General features: G+C 60.5%; 19 protein-coding genes. 12 read left to right on the forward strand and 7 right to left on the reverse strand.

Annotated elements, in window-relative coordinates:
- Positions 1-32 precede the first annotated feature (32 nt).
- From ACP7B9_RS02105 to ACP7B9_RS02130, 6 genes are all read left to right on the forward strand, one after another.
- Positions 33-1,667 (forward strand): peptide ABC transporter substrate-binding protein, encoded by a 1,635-nt coding sequence (locus ACP7B9_RS02105; RefSeq protein WP_425860305.1) that lies wholly within the window; start codon positions 33-35, stop codon positions 1,665-1,667.
- 206 nt (positions 1,668-1,873) lie between these two features.
- Entirely contained in the window at positions 1,874-2,800 is a 927-nt protein-coding gene (locus tag ACP7B9_RS02110) for an ABC transporter permease (protein WP_425860306.1), read from the forward strand.
- On the forward strand, positions 2,793-3,806 hold the full coding sequence (locus tag ACP7B9_RS02115) for an ABC transporter permease (protein WP_425860308.1): 1,014 nt from the start codon (positions 2,793-2,795) through the stop codon (positions 3,804-3,806). Before ACP7B9_RS02110 ends, ACP7B9_RS02115 begins: the two co-directional genes overlap by 8 nt.
- A 5-nt stretch (positions 3,807-3,811) precedes the next feature.
- A complete protein-coding gene (locus ACP7B9_RS02120) occupies positions 3,812-5,536 on the forward strand; it encodes an ABC transporter ATP-binding protein (RefSeq protein ID WP_425860310.1) in 1,725 nt (574 codons plus the stop codon).
- A gap of 96 nt (positions 5,537-5,632) precedes the next feature.
- Positions 5,633-6,511: a PIG-L family deacetylase gene (locus tag ACP7B9_RS02125; protein ID WP_425860312.1), complete on the forward strand. Its 879-nt coding sequence runs from the start codon at positions 5,633-5,635 to the stop codon at positions 6,509-6,511.
- A complete protein-coding gene (locus ACP7B9_RS02130) occupies positions 6,508-6,912 on the forward strand; it encodes a hypothetical protein (RefSeq protein WP_425860314.1) in 405 nt (134 codons plus the stop codon). Before ACP7B9_RS02125 ends, ACP7B9_RS02130 begins: the two co-directional genes overlap by 4 nt.
- A 147-nt stretch (positions 6,913-7,059) precedes the next feature.
- Here ACP7B9_RS02130 and ACP7B9_RS02135 read toward each other — a convergent pair whose 3' ends face one another.
- Positions 7,060-7,293, reverse strand: coding sequence for a hypothetical protein (locus ACP7B9_RS02135; protein ID WP_425860316.1), 234 nt, complete (start codon positions 7,291-7,293; stop codon positions 7,060-7,062).
- A gap of 110 nt (positions 7,294-7,403) precedes the next feature.
- On the opposite strand from ACP7B9_RS02135, the gene fdxA reads away from it, so the two are divergent.
- The 6 genes from fdxA to ACP7B9_RS02165 all read left to right on the forward strand — a co-directional run bounded on the left by fdxA (position 7,404) and on the right by ACP7B9_RS02165 (position 12,191).
- Positions 7,404-7,727 (forward strand): ferredoxin, encoded by a 324-nt coding sequence (fdxA, locus tag ACP7B9_RS02140; RefSeq protein ID WP_044572552.1) that lies wholly within the window; start codon positions 7,404-7,406, stop codon positions 7,725-7,727.
- A 10-nt stretch (positions 7,728-7,737) separates the two neighbouring features.
- The gene (gene dapC, locus ACP7B9_RS02145; protein WP_425860318.1) at positions 7,738-8,886 is read left to right on the forward strand and encodes a succinyldiaminopimelate transaminase; all 1,149 of its coding nucleotides are present in this window, start codon (positions 7,738-7,740) and stop codon (positions 8,884-8,886) included.
- 216 nt (positions 8,887-9,102) lie between these two features.
- Positions 9,103-10,386, forward strand: coding sequence for a citrate synthase (locus ACP7B9_RS02150; RefSeq protein WP_425860320.1), 1,284 nt, complete (start codon positions 9,103-9,105; stop codon positions 10,384-10,386).
- Between the two features lie 96 nt (positions 10,387-10,482).
- The gene (locus ACP7B9_RS02155; protein WP_425860322.1) at positions 10,483-10,668 is read left to right on the forward strand and encodes a hypothetical protein; all 186 of its coding nucleotides are present in this window, start codon (positions 10,483-10,485) and stop codon (positions 10,666-10,668) included.
- A gap of 67 nt (positions 10,669-10,735) precedes the next feature.
- Positions 10,736-11,362: a TetR/AcrR family transcriptional regulator gene (locus ACP7B9_RS02160; RefSeq protein ID WP_425860324.1), complete on the forward strand. Its 627-nt coding sequence runs from the start codon at positions 10,736-10,738 to the stop codon at positions 11,360-11,362.
- A gap of 217 nt (positions 11,363-11,579) precedes the next feature.
- Positions 11,580-12,191, forward strand: a complete 612-nt coding sequence (locus ACP7B9_RS02165; protein WP_425860326.1) for a hypothetical protein — start codon at positions 11,580-11,582, stop codon at positions 12,189-12,191.
- A 3-nt stretch (positions 12,192-12,194) separates the two neighbouring features.
- Here the strand turns inward: ACP7B9_RS02165 and ACP7B9_RS02170 are convergent, their stop codons facing one another.
- The 6 genes from ACP7B9_RS02170 to ACP7B9_RS02195 form a co-directional block, all read right to left on the reverse strand.
- A complete protein-coding gene (locus tag ACP7B9_RS02170) occupies positions 12,195-13,085 on the reverse strand; it encodes a hypothetical protein (RefSeq protein WP_425860328.1) in 891 nt (296 codons plus the stop codon).
- Between the two features lie 42 nt (positions 13,086-13,127).
- Positions 13,128-14,117, reverse strand: a complete 990-nt coding sequence (dapD, locus tag ACP7B9_RS02175; protein ID WP_425860329.1) for a 2,3,4,5-tetrahydropyridine-2,6-dicarboxylate N-succinyltransferase — start codon at positions 14,115-14,117, stop codon at positions 13,128-13,130.
- Between the two features lie 61 nt (positions 14,118-14,178).
- Complete coding sequence (locus tag ACP7B9_RS02180) at positions 14,179-15,762, reverse strand: molybdopterin-dependent oxidoreductase (RefSeq protein WP_425860331.1); 1,584 nt, start codon at positions 15,760-15,762, stop codon at positions 14,179-14,181.
- A gap of 109 nt (positions 15,763-15,871) precedes the next feature.
- A complete protein-coding gene (locus tag ACP7B9_RS02185; RefSeq protein ID WP_425860332.1) occupies positions 15,872-16,654 on the reverse strand; it encodes an anti-sigma factor in 783 nt (260 codons plus the stop codon).
- Positions 16,654-17,265 carry an ECF RNA polymerase sigma factor SigK gene (gene sigK, locus ACP7B9_RS02190; protein WP_425860334.1) on the reverse strand — a complete coding sequence of 204 codons (612 nt, stop codon included), beginning with the start codon at positions 17,263-17,265 and terminating at the stop codon, positions 16,654-16,656. The genes ACP7B9_RS02185 and sigK overlap by 1 nt, the downstream gene beginning before the upstream one ends.
- Positions 17,266-17,315: 50 nt before the next feature.
- Positions 17,316-17,993, reverse strand: a complete 678-nt coding sequence (locus ACP7B9_RS02195; protein WP_425860342.1) for a fasciclin domain-containing protein — start codon at positions 17,991-17,993, stop codon at positions 17,316-17,318.
- Positions 17,994-18,087: the final 94 nt, after the last annotated feature.

Below are 18,087 nucleotides of genomic sequence, written 5' to 3' on the forward strand. Positions count from 1 at the left end.
GCTCGCGTCCATATCATAAACAAGGAGGCGGAATGCGTTTCTCACGCACTTCCAAAGCATTGGGTCTGGCTGCAGTTGTTGCCTTGTCCCTGTCGGCGTGTGGTGGCGGTACTGGTGGAGAAACCACCGCAACCGGCGACACAACCAAGGTCATCACCGCTAATGGCACCGAGCCCGAAAACGGCCTGCTGCCCGCGGACACCAACGAAGTTGGTGGCGGTCGCGTCATGGACCTCATCTTCAGCGGCTTGGTCAGCTACGACGCAGACGGCAAGCCCGTCAACGAGGTTGCCGATTCTATCGAATCAAGCGACTCCGTCAACTACACCATCAAGCTGAAGGCCGGTAAGACCTTCAGCGATGGCACCCCCGTCACGGCTAAGAGCTTCGTTGACGCGTGGAACTTCGGTGCGGCCGCTAAGAATGCACAGAAGAACTCCTACTTCTTCGAGTCCATCAAGGGCTACGCTGCGGTTTCCGCAGAAGGCGCCACTGTTGACACCATGGAAGGTCTGAAGGTTGTCGATGACACCACCTTCACCGTGGAACTGGCCCAGGCCGAGTCCGACTTCCCGTTGCGCCTTGGCTACACGGCGTTCTTCCCGCTGCCCGAGGCGGCTTTCGCTGACCCGAAGGCATTCGGCCAGAACCCCATCGGTAACGGCCCGTACACGATCGCAGCCGATGGCTGGAAGCACGATGTTTCCATCGAACTGGTTCCGAACGCGAAGTACGAAGGCCCGAGCAAGGCACAGAACGGTGGCGTGACCTTCACGCTGTACGCCTCCTTCGATGCCGCTTACACGGATGTTCAGTCGGACAACTTGGATGTTCTGGATCAGGTGCCGCCGAGCAACCTGCAGAACTTCGCCACCGACTTCGAAGGTCGCAACATCAACCAGGCTTACGCCGGTAACGCCACCATGACTCTCCCGAGCTACATGGAAGAGTTCAAGGGTGAGGCTGGCACACTGCGTCGCCAGGCGATCTCGATGTCCATCGATCGCCAGCAGATCATCGACAAGATCTTCTTCGGCAACAAGAAGGTCGCCACAGAATTCACGTCACCGGTCATTGATGGTTACGAAGCAGCCCTGCCCGGCTCCGATGTCCTGAAGTTCAATGCCGAAAAGGCAAAGGAACTCTGGGCCAAGGCTGAAGCCATCAGCCCGTGGCCTGCCGGCAAGACCCTCACCATCTCCTCCAACATTGATGGTGCCGGCAACAAGGAATACATCACGGCCATGGCCAACCAGATCTCCACCACCCTGGGGATCAAGGCCGAGCTGAACCCGATCGCCACCTTCAAGGAGATGCGCGCACTGGTCAACTCCAAGAAGCTCACCGGTGCATCACGCGCCGGCTGGCAGGCTGACTACCCGTCGCTGTACAACTTCCTGGGCCCGCTGTACGGCACCGGCGCAGGTTCCAACGACGGCGACTACTCCAGCCCCGAGTTCGATGCCAAGCTGAAGTCCGGCCTGGCAGCAACCAGCGTTGAAGAAGGCAACAAGATCTTCAACGAAGCTCAGGAAATCCTGCTCAAGGACCTGCCGGTTGTACCCCTGTGGTACCAGGCAGTCCAGGGTGTCTGGAGCAACAACGTCACCAACGTGAAGTTTGGTTGGAACGGCGTCCCGATTTACAGTGAAATTACCGCTAAGTAAGTAGTTTTTCTTACTGCCGTGGATTTATAGGGGGAACTCGGCCTACGAGCCGGGTTCCCTCTTTTTCGCGGTTTACACAAGTTTTTTTGCTATATTCCGTACGGACATCTGCGGTGGATCCCGTCAGCTGCCAGTACCGACAACTATTGAACAGGTAATTTCATGAACGCATTGCGATCGGAAGCCTGGCGAAAGGGGACACCGCAATGTTGATGTTCGCTTTTCGCCGCTTCCTGCAGCTGATTCCCGTATTTTTCGGGGCAACGCTGTTGGTTTATTTTTTGGTCTTCGCCACTCCTGGAGACCCCATTTCCGCCCTTTCAGGTGGCAAGCCGATGGCCCCCGCCGTCGAAGCCGCGCTCAGGGCCCAGTACAACCTAGATCAGCCTTTCTGGGTCCAGTACGGTTTGTACCTGAAAAACTTGGTCACCTTGAACCTCGGCCAAACTTTCTCAGGCCAGGAAGTCTCGGCAGTTATTGCCCGGGCCTACCCTGTAACGGCCCGCCTAGCCATCATGGCCTTGGCCATTGAAGCCATCTTTGGCGTCTTCTTCGGAGTCATTGCCGGCCTGCGCAAAGGCAAACTCTTTGACAGCACCGTTCTGGTTGCGTCCTTGATTGTCATCGCCGTCCCCACATTCGTTCTGGGCTTCGTCCTCCAGCTTGTTGTTGGCGTGAAGCTCGGATGGGCCCGCCCCACCGTCAGCGGTGGAGCGCCCTGGAATGAACTTCTACTGCCCGCCATTGTCCTTGGCCTGGTCTCGCTGGCGTACGTCATTCGACTTACCCGCACCTCCATCGCCGAGAACATGAACGCCGACTATGTGCGCACCGCAACGGCAAAGGGCCTGAGCCGACGCCGCGTAGTGGTGGTGCACATTCTGCGCAACTCATTGATCCCCGTGATCACTTTCCTCGGTGCCGACTTGGGGGCCCTGATGGGTGGCGCCATCGTCACGGAGGGAATTTTCAACGTTCCCGGTGTGGGCAATCTGCTCTACAAGGCCATTCTTAAGGGCGAGAGCGCCACCGTTGTGGCCGTCGTCAGCATCTTGGTCATTGTCTTCGTGGTAGCCAACCTCGTTGTGGACTTGTTGTACGCGTGGCTCGACCCAAGGATTCGCTATGTCTGAGAACTTCACACCCGAAAATGACCTGACCAAGCCGGCGACCCCGGCTGCCCGTCAGGGAAAAGTCTCCACGCGTGTCATCGAGCACTATGTGGCACCTCTGGAAGAGACACCGCTGGCAGCCGTCGACAAGGTCGATGTAACAGCGGCACCGTTGAGCCTCTGGGCCGATGCCTGGAAGAACCTGCGCAAGCAGCCCTTGTTCATCATCTCGGCGTTGTTGATCGTCCTCGTCGTTGTGGTGGCTGCGTTCCCGCAGTTGTTTGCCAACGTTGAACCCACCAGTTGCACCTTGGATGATTCTGGTGAGGGGGCCCGTGCGGGCCATCCGCTGGGCTTCACCCTGCAAGGCTGTGACGTCTACGCACGCGTCATCTACGGCACACGCGCATCCCTCATGGTTGGCATCTTCACCACCATCGGCGTTGTTGTCTTGGGTGGCATCATGGGTGCACTCGCCGGCTACTACGGTGGCTGGCTCGATGCGATTCTGGCCCGCTTGGGCGATATCTTCTTCGCTCTGCCCCTGATCCTTGGTGCCATCATCATCATGCAGTTGCCCGCATTCCGCGACAACCGCAGCGTCTGGACAGTCATTGTGACCCTCGTGGCGTTTGGTTGGCCGCAGATTGCGCGCATCACCCGTGGTGCCGTCATTGAGAACCGCAATGCAGACTTCGTCACGGCCTCCAAGGCCCTGGGTTTGTCTTCATTCCGGGCTCTGGTCAAGCACGTCATCCCCAACTCGATGGCGCCTGTCATCGTTGTGGCAAGCATTTCCCTGGGTACCTTCATTGTCGCCGAGGCAACCCTGTCCTTCCTTGGACTTGGTCTGCCGCAATCTGTCATGTCATGGGGCAACGACATCTCCGATGCGCAACCTCAGGTACGTAATAACCCGGCAGTGCTGCTCTGGCCCGCTGTGGCGCTCTCCATCACTGTGCTGAGCTTCATCATGCTCGGTGATGCACTGCGTGATGCGCTGGATCCCAAAGCAAGGAAGCGGTGACGGACATGTCAGTCAATGAAAGAAATTCCTCCATGAAAGCCGCCGCTACACGTGACGCCGATACTCCGTTGTTGGAAATCCGCGATCTGGCCATCACCTTCGACACCGCCAACGGGCCGGTCAACGCGGTGCGCAATGCGCACCTGACCATCATGCCCGGCGAGACGGTTGCCATCGTTGGCGAATCTGGCTCCGGTAAATCAACCACTGCTCTCGCCGCGATTGGCCTGCTCCCGTCCAATGGTCGGGTCAGCGGCGGCCAGATCATTTTTGATGGCGAGGACATCACCAACGTCAGCGAAAAGCGCATCATTGAGCTGCGAGGCAACTCGATCGGCATGGTTCCCCAGGATCCCATGTCCAACCTGAACCCGGTCTGGAAGATCGGTTTCCAGGTGAAGGAAACGCTCAAGGCCAACGGCCTGGCCGGATCAAACTCCAAGGAACGCGTGGCGGAGGTGCTGGCTGAAGCAGGTTTGCCTGATGCCGCAGCCCGTGCCAAGCAGTATCCGCACGAGTTCTCCGGTGGTATGCGCCAGCGTGCGTTGATCGCCATCGGCCTGGCCTGCCGGCCGCGCCTGTTGATCGCCGATGAGCCCACGTCTGCGTTGGACGTCACCGTCCAGCGTCAGATTCTGGACCACCTGGACACCATGACGACCGAGCTGGGCACGGCCGTGCTGCTCATTACGCACGATCTTGGCCTTGCTGCTGAGCGTGCCGAAAAGGTTGTTGTCATGTACAAGGGGCAGGTGGTTGAATCGGGTCCCGCACTGGAGATCCTGCGCAACCCGCAGCACCCGTACACGCAGCGTCTGGTGAACTCGGCGCCGTCGTTGGCTTCACGCCGCTTGCAGTCTGCCAAGTCCCAGGTGGCCTCAACGGAGGTCACCGAGACGGCACCTGTTTTGGTACCCAAGCCTGTTGCTGCCAACGCCGATGATCACATCCTGCAGATCAAGAACCTGAGCAAGGTCTTCAAGATCCGTGGCGCCCTGGGCAAGGCCGCCAACTTCAAGGCAGTGGATGACGTTTCCATCAACGTGCCCCGTGGTACCACCACGGCAGTTGTGGGCGAGTCCGGCTCGGGCAAGTCGACGGTGGCACAGATGGCGTTGAGCCTGTTGGCGCCCACCGAGGGAAGCATCCTCTTCGATGGTGTGGAAGTTAACACCCTCAAGGGGAAGGCGCTCTTTGACTTCCGCCGCCGGGTACAGCCCATCTTCCAGGACCCTTACGGTTCCCTGGATCCGATGTTCAACATCTTCCGAACCATTGAAGAACCGTTGAAGATCCACAAGATCGGCGATGCCAAGTCCCGTGAGAAGAAGGTGCGCGAATTGTTGGACCAGGTCTCCATGCCTGCGGCCACCATGCACCGCTACCCGAACGAGCTCTCCGGTGGCCAGCGCCAGCGTATCGCCATTGCGCGTGCCTTGGCACTGAACCCGGATCTGATCATTTGTGATGAGGCCGTCTCGGCTCTGGACGTTCTGGTGCAGGCGCAGGTTCTGAACCTGTTGGCTGAACTTCAAGAAGACCTGGGCCTGACATACCTTTTCATCACTCATGACCTCGCCGTTGTTCGCCAGATCGCGGACACCGTGTGCGTCATGCAGAAGGGTCGCGTTGTTGAGTCGGGTACCACCGATGAGATTTTCGCGAACCCCACGCAGAAATACACCCAGGATCTGCTCAATGCCATCCCGGGAGCAACGCTCCTGGCCTAAGGCATCTGCACGATCTGCACAGCATAGGCCGGTTCGCCTCGAAGGAAACTTCAGGGCGAACCGGCCTTTGCTGTCTCTGGCGGTAGATTGGACTTCATGGAAATACCTGCTTTGCTGCCCGGAACCGGACCGGATGCCACCGTGCTTTTTGTGCACGCCCACCCAGACGATGAAACCATCGTCACTGGCGCTACCATGGCAGCTTCGGCGTCAGCTGGAGCCAACGTTGTTCTGGTTACGTGCACTCGAGGCGAGCTTGGCGAGGTCATCCCGCCGGAGTTGGCGCACCTTGAAGTGAAATCCTCCGACCTCGTTGCCGACGCTTCTGGCGCTTCCGAGCTTGGAGCTGGGCTGGCGTTGGAACGGGAACGGGAGCTGGCTGCCGCCCTGCGCGCACTCGGCGTGGACCGGCACATCTGGCTGGGCCAGGACCTGACCGCACCGGCTGGCGGCCCCGTTGTCTTCCGCGACTCGGGCATGCAGTGGGGGCCCGATGGCCGAGCCATGGCCGCCTCCACGATTCTGCCCGGCTCATTCTCCCGGGCCCCACTGTCGGAAACGGCGGCGTTGTTGGCCGCAGCCATCCGTGCCCTGCGTCCCGCCGTCGTAGTGACGTACGCGGCCGACGGCGGTTACGGTCACCCCGATCACGTGCGGGCCCATGAACTCACCCTGGCTGCCCTGCGGCAAGCCGCCGGGCCTGAAGGAGTCGGGCCTGAAGCCGCCGATGCCTGGGTTGTTCCGCAACTTTACACGATCGTCAGTGACCGGCCGGACCGTCCCCTGGAGGAAGGCGTACCGCGGCTGGCTATCGAAGGGGATCTGGCTGCCAAGACAGCCGCCATGCGGGCCCACCGTACGCAAATTACGGTGGACGGGGCGCGCTATGCACTCTCCGATGATGTCTGGAAGGACATCTCGGCCGTAGAAGAGTTTGTGACCCTGGACCCCCAGACTGTTTATGGGACACCATGACAAGGTCCCAGACTGAACGCAGGACCTCCACACCGAAACGCTGGGCCGTGCTGGCAGCCGCCGTAGGCGCGGGCGTTGGCGCAGGATTGTTAGGCACGTCGCTGCACGGGCACGCGTGGTACCCGGGCGGGGCAGAAAGCGCCATTCCTTATGGTTCGGCGCTGGCCCTGCTGCTATTGGCCGCCGTGAGCATGTTTGTTGGCCTGTGGAGTAAAAGTTCCTGGATTTCGGTGTGGTGCGGGGCCGCTGCCTACGCCACCGCCGGCCTACTGTCCCTGCAGCTGGGCACCTACGGCCTGATCTTCGACAACACCCAAGGCAGGGTGTGGCTTTACGGCATCGCCTTCATCACGCCGCTGGTGGCCCTAATTGTGTGGCGTCTGCTCCTGCCCAAAAAGTAGCTCGCCTCTCACACTCAACCCTCCTGCAGTTGTGGGGTGTTTTTCACCAACGCTCCTGCAGACGTAGGGGTCCCTCTGGGACGAACGCCCCGGATGTGACTGAGCGTTGGGAGAGGGGCAGCTGCACGGCCCACCATGCGGCCCGAATTAGGGCTGCAGGCGTCGCTCGCGCCGCGCGGGAGGCGGGGGAACAGGCTTGGCCAGCTGGACGTCGTCGTACATTATGGTGACCGGACCCAGGCGGGTGGTGATGGTGCAGCCGTGGCTGTCGCGGGCCGTAAGATCGCCGAGGGCGTCGGTCAGACCGCCGTCAATCCGGTAGCGGACAACCATGCGGGTGCCTAGGGGAAGTTCGGCGAGTCGGTCAAGTGCACTGTTCACCACTTCATACTAAGTCTCGCCAACGTGCGCGGGGCGGTGGCGGTGGGGGATAATGGGAGCGCCGGTGACGATTTGTGCCGGAATGAGACTTTGAAGGAAGGTTGGGGTTCGTGACGTACGTAATTGCGCAGCCGTGCGTGGATGTCAAGGACAAGGCATGCGTTGAGGAGTGCCCTGTTGACTGTATCTACGAGGGTGAACGCTCGCTCTACATCCACCCCGACGAATGCGTTGACTGTGGTGCCTGTGAACCCGTATGCCCGGTAGAGGCCATCTACTACGAGGATGACACTCCGGACGAGTGGGCCGAATACTACAAGGCCAATGTGGAGTTCTTTGACGTTCTCGGCTCGCCGGGTGGTGCTGCCAAGGTTGGCAACACGCACACCGATCACCCGTTCGTCGCGGCCCTTCCGCCGCAGAACCAGGACTGATTCCAGCACCATGACCTCAGCACCGCGCACGTTTGGCTTGCAGCTTCCCGACTACCCGTGGGACGCGTTGGCGCCTTATCACGCAATCGCCGCCGCACACCCTGACGGGTTGGTGAACCTTTCCATCGGCACGCCCGTGGATTCCACCCCTGCCTTGATTCAGGACGCTTTGGTTGCCGCGGCTGACGCTCCCGGCTATCCCACCACCCACGGCACGCTGGCCCTGCGCCAGGCGGTTGTGGACTGGTTCGCGCGGCGCCGCAACGTGCTGGGGCTCGATGCTGCCGATGTCATGCCAACGGTTGGCTCGAAGGAATTGGTGGCCTGGCTGCCGCTGCTGCTGGGCCTTGGTGCCGGCGATGTCATTGTGCGGCCCACCGTGGCCTACCCCACCTATGACATGGGTGCGGTCTTCGCCGGTGCTACCTCTGTGGCGGCGGATTCCCTTGACGAGCTCGACGCCGAAACTCGCGCCAAGGTGCGTCTGGTGTGGGTTAACTCGCCGGGCAACCCCACCGGGATTGTGCGTGGCGTTGAGGAACTGGCTGCTTTGGTGGCTGCGGCACGGGAGATTGGCGCCGTCGTCGCTTCCGACGAATGCTACGGGGAGCTTGGCTGGGGCGAGTGGGATCCGGAACGTGGCGGGGAAGCGGTTCCCAGCGTGCTTGATCCGCGCGTCTGCGGCGACTCTCATGAGAACTTGCTGGCCATCTATTCCCTGAGTAAGCAGTCCAACGTTGCGGGCTACCGGGCAGCATTCGTTGCCGGCGACAGCGCCATCGTGGCGAACTTGGTCAACAGCCGCAAGCACGCGGGCATGATTGTGCCTTATCCGGTGCAGGAAGCCATGCGTGTGGCGCTGGGGGATGACGCCCACGTCAGCGCCCAGAAGGCCCTCTACAGGGCACGCCGCGAGCAACTGGTGGGTGCGCTGGAGTCATTCGGTCTCACCATTCACCATTCCGAGGCCGGCCTGTACCTGTGGTGCACCGCAGATGAGGACACCTGGGTCACCATTGGGCGCCTGGCTGAACTGGGGATTGTTGCCGGTCCTGGCACGTTCTACGGCGATGCTGGTGCAGGTTTTATCCGTGTCGCCCTGACCGGAACAGACGAACGCATCGGTGCCGCAGTGGAACGACTCAACGCAAAATCATAGCGTTTTGGCGGAAACCGCCGACTTTTCGCCCTCAGGATTAGTGTTGAGGGCCTACTAAGCGGTAGTTTCGTAGATAGCCGTCTCGGCTACCGGACGCTTTTTGTGCTGTGTTTTTCTTGGGTATTACCTCCACGGGCGCGGGCGCCCGTGGATTTATAGAAAACAAGCATTGAACCAACCAAAGCCTTTCGAAGGCTACCTCATGAAGGGGACTCCATGTCTGATTCCACGAGCGCATCACTGCGCTACGACGGCGGAGAACTTGAACTTCCGCGCATTGAAGCGGTAGAAGGCAACGCCGGCTTCGACGTGTCCAAGCTTCTGGCCACCACTGGCGCTGTCACCTATGACCCCGGCTTTGTGAACACCGCGGCAACATCCTCGGCCATCACCTTCATCGACGGTGACAAGGGTATCCTGCGCTACCGCGGATACCCCATCGAAGAGCTGGCTGAGCACTCCAACTTCCTCGAAGTTTCCTTCCTGTTGATCTACGGGAACCTGCCCACGCCGGCAGAACTGGAAGCCTTCGATCAGCGCATCCGCCGTCACACCATGCTGCACGAAGACCTCAAGGGCTTCTTCAGCGGCTTCCCGCGCGACGCGCACCCCATGCCGGTGTTGTCCTCTGCCGTTTCGGCGCTGTCCACGTTCTACCAGGACTCCTTGGACCCGTTCGACGACGAGCAGGTTGAGATGGCAACCATCCGCCTGATGGCCAAGATGCCCGTCATCGCCGCCTACGCGTACAAGAAGTCCATTGGTCAGCCCATGCTGTACCCGGACAACTCCATGAACCTTGTGGAGAACTACCTGCGCCTGAGCTTCGGCCTGCCGGCCGAGCCCTACGAAATGGACCCGGTAGTTGTCAAGGCTCTTGACCTGCTCCTGATCCTGCACGCAGACCACGAGCAGAACTGCTCCACGTCAACGGTCCGCCTTGTTGGCAGCGCCAACGCCAACCTGTTCGCCTCCGTTTCCGCTGGCATCAACGCACTTTTCGGCCCGCTGCACGGTGGCGCCAACGAGGCAGTGTTGAACATGCTCCGCCAGATCCAGGAGAGCGGCGAGCCTGTCGAGAAGTTCGTCGAGCGCGTCAAGAACAAGGAAGACGGCGTGAAGCTCATGGGCTTCGGACACCGCGTCTACAAGAACTACGATCCGCGCGCCACCATTGTTAAGGCAACGGCTCACGAGATCCTGCAGAAGCTCGGCGGCAACGACGAGCTCCTTGACATCGCCATGCGTCTGGAAGAGGTCGCGCTGACGGATGAATACTTCATCTCCCGCCGCCTGTACCCGAACGTGGACTTCTACACCGGCCTGATCTACAAGGCCATGGGCTTCCCCGAGAAGATGTTCACGGTTCTGTTCGCGATCGGCCGCCTGCCGGGCTGGATTGCCCAGTGGCGCGAAATGATGAAGGACCCGGCCACCAAGATCGGCCGTCCGCGTCAGCTGTACACAGGCGAACCGGAACGCATGTACCCCTCGCGTTAATTTTTTAGGCACGACGGCGGCGGGAGACTTTTCCTTGGAAGAGTCACCCGCCGCTTTTCTTTTGCGTAACCTGGGATGAAAGTAAAAAATATGAAAATGTCGACACTTCTGCTGCACACCTTCTCCATGGCCTTCCCGATTGTTGTGCTGGTTCTGGGCATCATGGTGCTGGTTGGCAAGAGCGTTTTCCTGCCGTTCTTTATCGCCGCCCTGGTCATCATGCTGGCTCTGCTGGTGTTGATGCACCTGGACAAGAAGAAGAACCGCGCCGCCGGCAACTGAACGGGTCCTTCCGTCCTGTCGCGGCGCTGATTGAAGAATCATGAAACATCTGTGCTAAAAAAGATGTGTGCCTAAAATTGTTGATGCCGACGACCGCCGCGAGCTGGTTGCCAATGCTGTTTATGAAGTCATTGCCGAGCATGGGCTGACACAAGCCTCGCTACGTAATGTGGCCAAGGAGGCGGGCCTGGCGCTGGGCTCGGTGCGGCACTACTTCGACAACCAGGCCGAGCTCATGGAATTTGCCTTTCGGGTAAATTCCGAGCGGATCCACCTGCGTGCGCTGGAATCCCTGGAGGCGTTGGAGCAGGACCCGCTTCCCGAGGACCGTAGCGGACTGCTGGATAAGTGCGGAGCGGTTCTAGAGGAACTGCTGCCTCTGGATATCGCACGCCGGGCAGACGCCGTGGTGCACATGGAATTCATGCTCGACGCCAGGACCAACACCGGCCTCCAAGAGGCCGCGCAGGATGATTATCGCGCCACCGGAGCCGTTGTTGGCCGAGTCCTGCTCCAACTTATGGAAAGCCCGCTGGCAGCCGAGTCGCTGGTTCCCGTGGATGAGGCCGAACGGCTCATTGGCCTGTTGGACGGATTGAGCCTTCGCCTGGTCCTTCAGCCAGCCTGGGCTGCTCCTGAACAGGGCCGAGCAACGCTCCGCCGCCACCTGGAATCCCTCCTGGCCCCCGCCTAATTCAAACGCCGCACCACCTTACGGGGTTTAAACCGTTTCGCTCCCTCAGTCGTATGCACAGAGTGAGGGAGCGAAACGGTTTAAACCCCCGAAAGTGATGGGGCGTCTGGAGAGTGGGGGCACCTGAAGAGGGGGGAGTGCCGGAGGTCTGGCTTCGGAGTAATCTTGTCTTCAGGGATTGCTGCGCTCACAGTGCAGCAGGCTGGAGGCAGAAACTATGCATCATACCGGTGGCCCAGGCTGGCGGATCACCATGGACACGTGCACGCCCATGCTGATGGCACTGTATTTACGCGACGTAGCCGGGCTCGTTGGCGCCGGTACCCCGGCACTGTCGAACGTTGTGCCGTCGATCAGGGCGGCAGATCATTCCATGCTCACCTCCGGAGTCGGAGGAAAAGATGCCCTGCGCGATCAATGGGAAGTCTGGTGGGCCCGGTTGCTGCGCAGCCTCCCCGACGGCCCGTACGACCTCACGCCTCCTGAATTTCCGGAATTGGCCGGGATGCCTGCGCTCCAAAGGGTGGCTCACGCACACTATGGCGCTGCGTTGAGCTGGTCCCGGGAACAAGCGCAGCTGTATTCCATCATGACGGCTGAGCGGGAAACGCTGGGCGGGCACAAGATTCTCGCGGATCTGGTGCAAAACCGAGAGATGGAATTGGGTCGCAACGCCAGGGATTTCACGCTGACCATTGTGGAGGTTCCCTTGGCGGAACAGCGTGCCTGGTTCATTGAACCTGACCGCCTCATCATGAGTTCACACCTGCTAGCCGACCAAGAGGCCTTTCGCAGCTTTGTCCAGCCGGTCGTTGAAATGTTGGTCTAAGACTCAGCCCGCGGCAGGTGCTGCGGGCAGCAGGATGGAAACCTGGCCGCCGGTTGTTGCCTCGCTTGCCTGCCAACCCACGTTGTGACCATCCACATTGGCGTTCCTGTTCCAGACCTTGCCGTCGTAGCCGACTTCGGTAATGCCGTACTGATTGGCGTTGGCAAGAGCCCAGTGAGCCAGCATCCAGCCGTAGGCGTCAGTGACCTCAAGATGGACTGTTGTGCCAGCCTCCGCAGCGGACGTCGTTGCGGTTGTTGTAGTTAGTTGGCCGATTGCGGTCTGCGCTCCCGCTATGACGAGATCGGGGGTGCTGGCAGTTGTTGCCGGTGCGAGGGTGCAATTCAAGCCCTCTGGAGACTGTCCGGTCATGGCCGAGGCGAAGGCGCGGGAAAGTGATTCATGCTGGGCATAGGCGTGCGGGAACCCGGAGCGCTGGACGATCTGGGCTGCGTCGTTGATGGGCAGGTCCACGTAGTTTGGTACCTCGGCCAGGACGTCGTAAAACGCGTTGGTTGAGTACACCGGATCCATGATTTCTTCCACTGTGCCCCAGTCTTGGGACGGGCGTTGTTGGAAGAGCCCCACGGAATCCAGATCACCGTAATCGATATTGCGAAGCTTGGACTCCTGCAGGCCCGTGGCCAGTGCAATGGTGGCGGCACGTGCAGGCATACCCCGCTGTATGGCGATTGTGGAGATGAGCGCGGCGTTCTCACTCTGGTCCAATGCCAGTGAATATTCGGCATCTGCGACTGTGGCAGTACAACCAAGCGATAGTCCAGGGGCAAACGTGCCCTTGACTGTGTTGACTACCCAGATGCCGCCACCGATCAGGGCAGCAGCAGCGACGGCTAGAACCACTAGCCAACCGAGGGTGGCACGGCTTTTCATCGCCGGCCACCCTCTGGGTATGCAACTGCGGTAAGCAGGTGATTAGTTAGCATGCAGGCTTTCGTTCAGGGCAACGGTGGTGCCGAGGCGAGGAAGCACCTCTACCTCACCCGTTGTGGAGTTGCGGCGGAACAAAAGGTTCGCCACTCCGGAGAGTTCGCTGGCCTTGACGATCACGGTGGTGTCGTCGCCGTCGTCGTTCTTGGGGCCCAAAACCCGCACCCGGGTGCCGGCTGTGACGTACAGGCCAGCCTCGACCACGGAGTCGTCGCCGATGCTGATGCCGACGCCGGAGTTGGCGCCGAGCAGTACACGCTCGCCCAGGGTGATTCGCTGCGTGCCGCCGCCGGACAGGGTGCCCATGATGGAGGCGCCGCCACCAACATCGGTGCCGTTGCCTACAACAACTCCGGCGGAGATGCGGCCCTCAACCATGGAGGTGCCGAGGGTTCCGGCATTAAAGTTCACGAAGCCCTCGTGCATGACGGTGGTGCCCTCGGCCAGGTGCGCGCCGAGGCGGACGCGGTCGGCGTCGGCAACACGCACGCCGGCGGGGATGACGTAGTCGACCATGCGCGGGAACTTGTCGACGGAGTAGACGGTCACCGGACCGCGCGCACGGAGCTTGGCGCGAGTGAGTTCAAAACCTTCGACGGCGGCCGGACCGAAGTTGGTCCAGACGACGTTACTGAGCTTGCCGAAGACGCCGTCCAGATTGATGCTGTTGGGGGCAACCAAGCGGTGTGAGAGCAGGTGCAGGCGAAGGTAGGCGTCGACGGCGTCGGCGGGTTCGGCGTCGAGGTTAATCTGGGCAAAGACAACGCTCTGGTGCACGCCACGGGCGGCGTCGGTGCCGGATTCGGCCAGTGCGGTCAGTTCAGGGCTGGCCTCGGGAGCCTTGCCCAAGGCGTCAGCGGCGACGCCCAGAGAGGGTGCGGGGAACCAGACGTCCAGCACGGTGCCGGAATCTGTGATGGTGGCAAGGCCAAAGCCATGGGCGGAACGGTCGGTCAACGTCGCAGATTCAGTCATGGCCCCAGTCTATCGAGGCAGCCCCGGGTCCCCAACATCTGCTACCAGCGCTGGACACAGTTTAGGTGACCGTGAAGTTGATGGAGTGCCAACCGGTGGAACCGTCCGGCTCCGGGGGTGCCTGATCCTCAATCTGAAGCTCACCAGCGGTGTCGTAGGCGCGTACACGCACCTTGTGGTTGCCGGCAGGAGCGTCGTTCCAGATGTAAGACCACTGGCGCCACGTGTCCACCGAGGCTTCGGCGGCCAGCGTGGCCTGCTGCCAAGCGCCGTCGTCCAGCTGGATCTCCACTTTAGAGATGCCTTTGGTCTGGGCCCAGGCACTGCCGCCGATGGATACCTTTCCGGCCGGGATCCGGCCGAATGCGCGAGGCACCTCAACCCGGGAGGCTGTCTTAATCGGTCCGTGCGAGGACCACCCGCGGGACGTCCAGTAACCGGCCTTCTCCGCAAAGGTTGTGACCTCCAGATCGACGACCCACTTGGTTGCCGAAACAAAACCGTACAGTCCGGGGACCACCATTCGGACAGGAAAACCGTGTTCCAGCGGCAGCGGTTCGCCGTTCATGCCGATCGCCAACATGGCGTCCCGGTCGTCTTGGAGGACGGGTAGGGGAGTTGAGGCACTGAACCCGTCGCTGCTCGTGGAGAGGACCATGTCGGCACCGTCTTTTGGCTTCGCACGGGCCAAAACCTCCCGCAAGGGGAATCCTAGCCATTTGGCGTTGCCGGCTAGATTTCCGCCCACAACATTGGAAACACAGGTCAGGGTTACATGAGATTCAATCAGCTCCGATTTCAAGAGTTCATCGAAGGTGATGCTGAATTCTTCTTCCACCATGCCGTGGACCCGCAGTTCCCAGGACTCCGGATCGATCTCCGGCACGATCAAGGCCGTATCGATGCGGTAGAAGTCCTCGTTGGGGGTAACGAACGGGGTCACGCCGTCCACGGGCGCTTGTACGCCGGCTGGCAGGGCGGCCGCCCTGACCTTCGGTGTGGGAAGTTTTAAGGCCTCTCGAAAGGCCCTGGCCGTGTTCCGTGTTGCGGAAAGTACGCTGCCACCAAGACCGGCCACTACGGCCACTCCGGCCAAGGTTGCCGACTTGATGAGGAAGATCCGGCGGCTAGGGGCGACGGGGTGCGAGGACCGGGCCTCATCGGTGATATTGGCTTCTTCCGCCTTTGATTCCGTGGAGCTGAGGAAACGCAGGGCCCACAATCCGGCGGCCGTTCCAAGCAGGAGGGGCAAGAGATCGAAGGGTCCGGCGCCTGAGCGGGTAATGATGCAGGCCGCCATGACTATGGCGAAGGCGAGGACCATGCCCATGGCGGTACGGAGGGATTTCCGTGCCACTATTCCGGCGACGGCCGAAAGCGCGGCGGCCGCAATCCCCATGGAGAGCAACAGCACCATTTTGTCATTCGTGCCGAAGGTGGCGATCGCAAAGTTTTTCAGCCAGCCAGGCGTGAAGTCGATGAATGTTGAACCAACGGACGTCAGCGGTGAAGCCACCGGCCCAAAGAACGCCGCAACCAGTTCGGCTATGGCGAAGAGGACTCCTGCAGAAATGACCCCGGTCAGGGCTCCAATGCCTAGGCCGCGCCAGTCCTGCTTTTTGAACTCGGTGCTTCGCTTGCCCATGGGAGGCTCCTTTGAACTCTTTATTGGCTACCGCAGAATAGCCGGTAGAAGTACTTGTTGGTACTTCGGAGCCAAACACCCTCCGGATTGCTCCGGAGGGTGAAGGATTCTAGATTTCCTGTACCAAGATCGGTGTTGTGGTGGGTTTCTCCGAACCGCCGGCTGGCTCCACCGTGATGCCAACGTGGGTTGCCCCGCCCATTTCACCGTTGAGAAGTTGCATTGCGGGTGCTGTGGGGCTGTCCATCAATCCTGCTGGCACGGCGCCGGCGGCCGAGATGAACCAGAGTTCGTAGGTCTTGCCATCTGGCAGTGGCGGCATGTCGTTGACCATGACGGCAGCTTTGTTGGCCTTGCCCGAGGAGGCAACTGTCACCGTTCCGCCATCGGAGAGCGGAGTGGTTGCGATTTGGGCGTCAGGGGAACTCATGATCGCCAGCATGGCTTCCTGTTGTGCCTGTGAGGCGACCAGTTGCTCCTTGATGTCCTGTTCTGAGGAGTTTTGGCCAGCTACCCAACCGCCGACGCCAACGCCAGCAAAGATTGCCAGTGCTGCCGCGACGCTGAGAGCGGGGACCCAACGACGGCGCTCTGAAGCCCCACCCTGAGATCTCGCCTTTGCGCTGCGGGCCGAGGAGATATCCCGCACCACCGAACTTGCAGGGAGCTGGCGGGTATTGCGGATCGCTGCCATGACATCAGCCTTCAAAGCCGGTGGCGGGGTTTCCTCGAGTGTTCCGTAGGCCAGGAGGGCAGCCGTCTCGCTGAGACTGCGCACCTCCTCCAATGTTTGTGGATCGGTGAGGGCATGTCGTTCAAAGTCGCTACGCTCACCATTGGTGAGGGAGTTCAAGGCGTAGGAGCCGGTCAGTAAATGCAATTGTTTTTCCATCACGCCACCCCTAACTTGTCCCTGAGCCTGATCATGCCGTCTCGAATTCTTGTTTTTACAGTTCCGACCGGGATTTTGAGTAGCTCTGCCACTTCTTGATGTGTGTATCCACCGTAGTAGGCCAGGCTGATAGCTTCCCGTTGCGGGTCTGTGAGAGTCTCGAGAGCCTTTCGGACTCGTTCGCCTTCCATCTGTGTTTCCACGGTGTCGGCGACGTCGTCGTAACTCTCTTGAAACTCCTTGATGCCTTGTCGCAGGTCCCGGTCTGCGCTGGCTTGGCTGGCCCGGACTCTGTCAACGGCCCGTCGATGGGCTATAACAAGAATCCACGACATGGCCTTGCCTCTATCCGCATCAAAGCGCGAAGCTTGTGTCCAGACGTCGACGAAGACTTCTTGTGTGACTTCCTGGCTCTGGGCCGGGTCTCTAACTACGCGTCGCACCAGTCCGTAGACCCGTGGTGCCACTGCATCGTAGAGTTCTTCGAAGGCCGCCTCGTCGCCAAGGGCGACGAGGCGGATCAGGTCCTCATGGGTTGGTGGTGCCAAAGGCTCCACGGACCGCATCCAAGGTAAACGCATGGTGTCTACCTTGCCACGGTCCGTGCCCATGAGCCCATTCCTTCTCAGTTGTGTTGCTTATTATTTGTTGTCGCCGAGTGTTACTTCTTGGCCGGCGGCATCAGCACGGTGTCGATGAGGTAGACCGTGGCGTTGGCGGTCTTGACGCCACCGCAGATGACCTTAGCGCCGTTGACCATCAGGTCGTCTCCGCTTCCGGTGACTTCAAGGTTGCTTCCCTGAGCCGTTGGGTGCTCACCGGCAACATCGCTCGGTGCCAACTGGCCGGGGACCACATGGTAGGTCAGGATGGAGGTCAGCGTGTCGGAGTCGGTCTTCAGACCCTCGATGGTTTCTGCCGGGATCTTGGCGAAGGCATCGTCAACAGGTGCGAAGACTGTGAAGTCGCCGGAGTTCAGCGTGTCAACCAAGTTGACATCCTTGTTCAACTGGCCTGACACGGCTGCCGTCAGGGTCTTCAACAGCGGGTTGTTTGAAGCTGCTGTGGCAACGGGATCGGCGGCCATGCCGGCAACCGAGCCTGCACCGTCGGGAACGGCTGCTGCGTAAGCTGCACAGCCCGAGCCAACCAGATCTGACGCCGGGGCCATGGCTGCGCTGGTTGCCGGGGCCGGAGCCGAGGTAGCCATCGGTGCCTCAGAGGAAGCGCTGGGAGTTGTCGCTGAGCTACAGGACGTCAAGCCCAAGGCTGCGACGGCCAAGAGGCCAAGTCCCATGGTGATGCTCTTACGGGTTCCAAACTTCTGGGTAACGTTCATGATGATTCTCCGTAGTGTGAAGGCGGAAGGATTCCGTGGTGCTTCTCCCGTGTCGCTTCTCAAATGCTGATCTGCAACGGTGGGCTGTCAGGTA

It is taken from the genome of Arthrobacter sp. TWP1-1 (genome assembly GCF_049897845.1).
Taxonomy (GTDB): Bacteria; Actinomycetota; Actinomycetes; order Actinomycetales; family Micrococcaceae; genus Specibacter.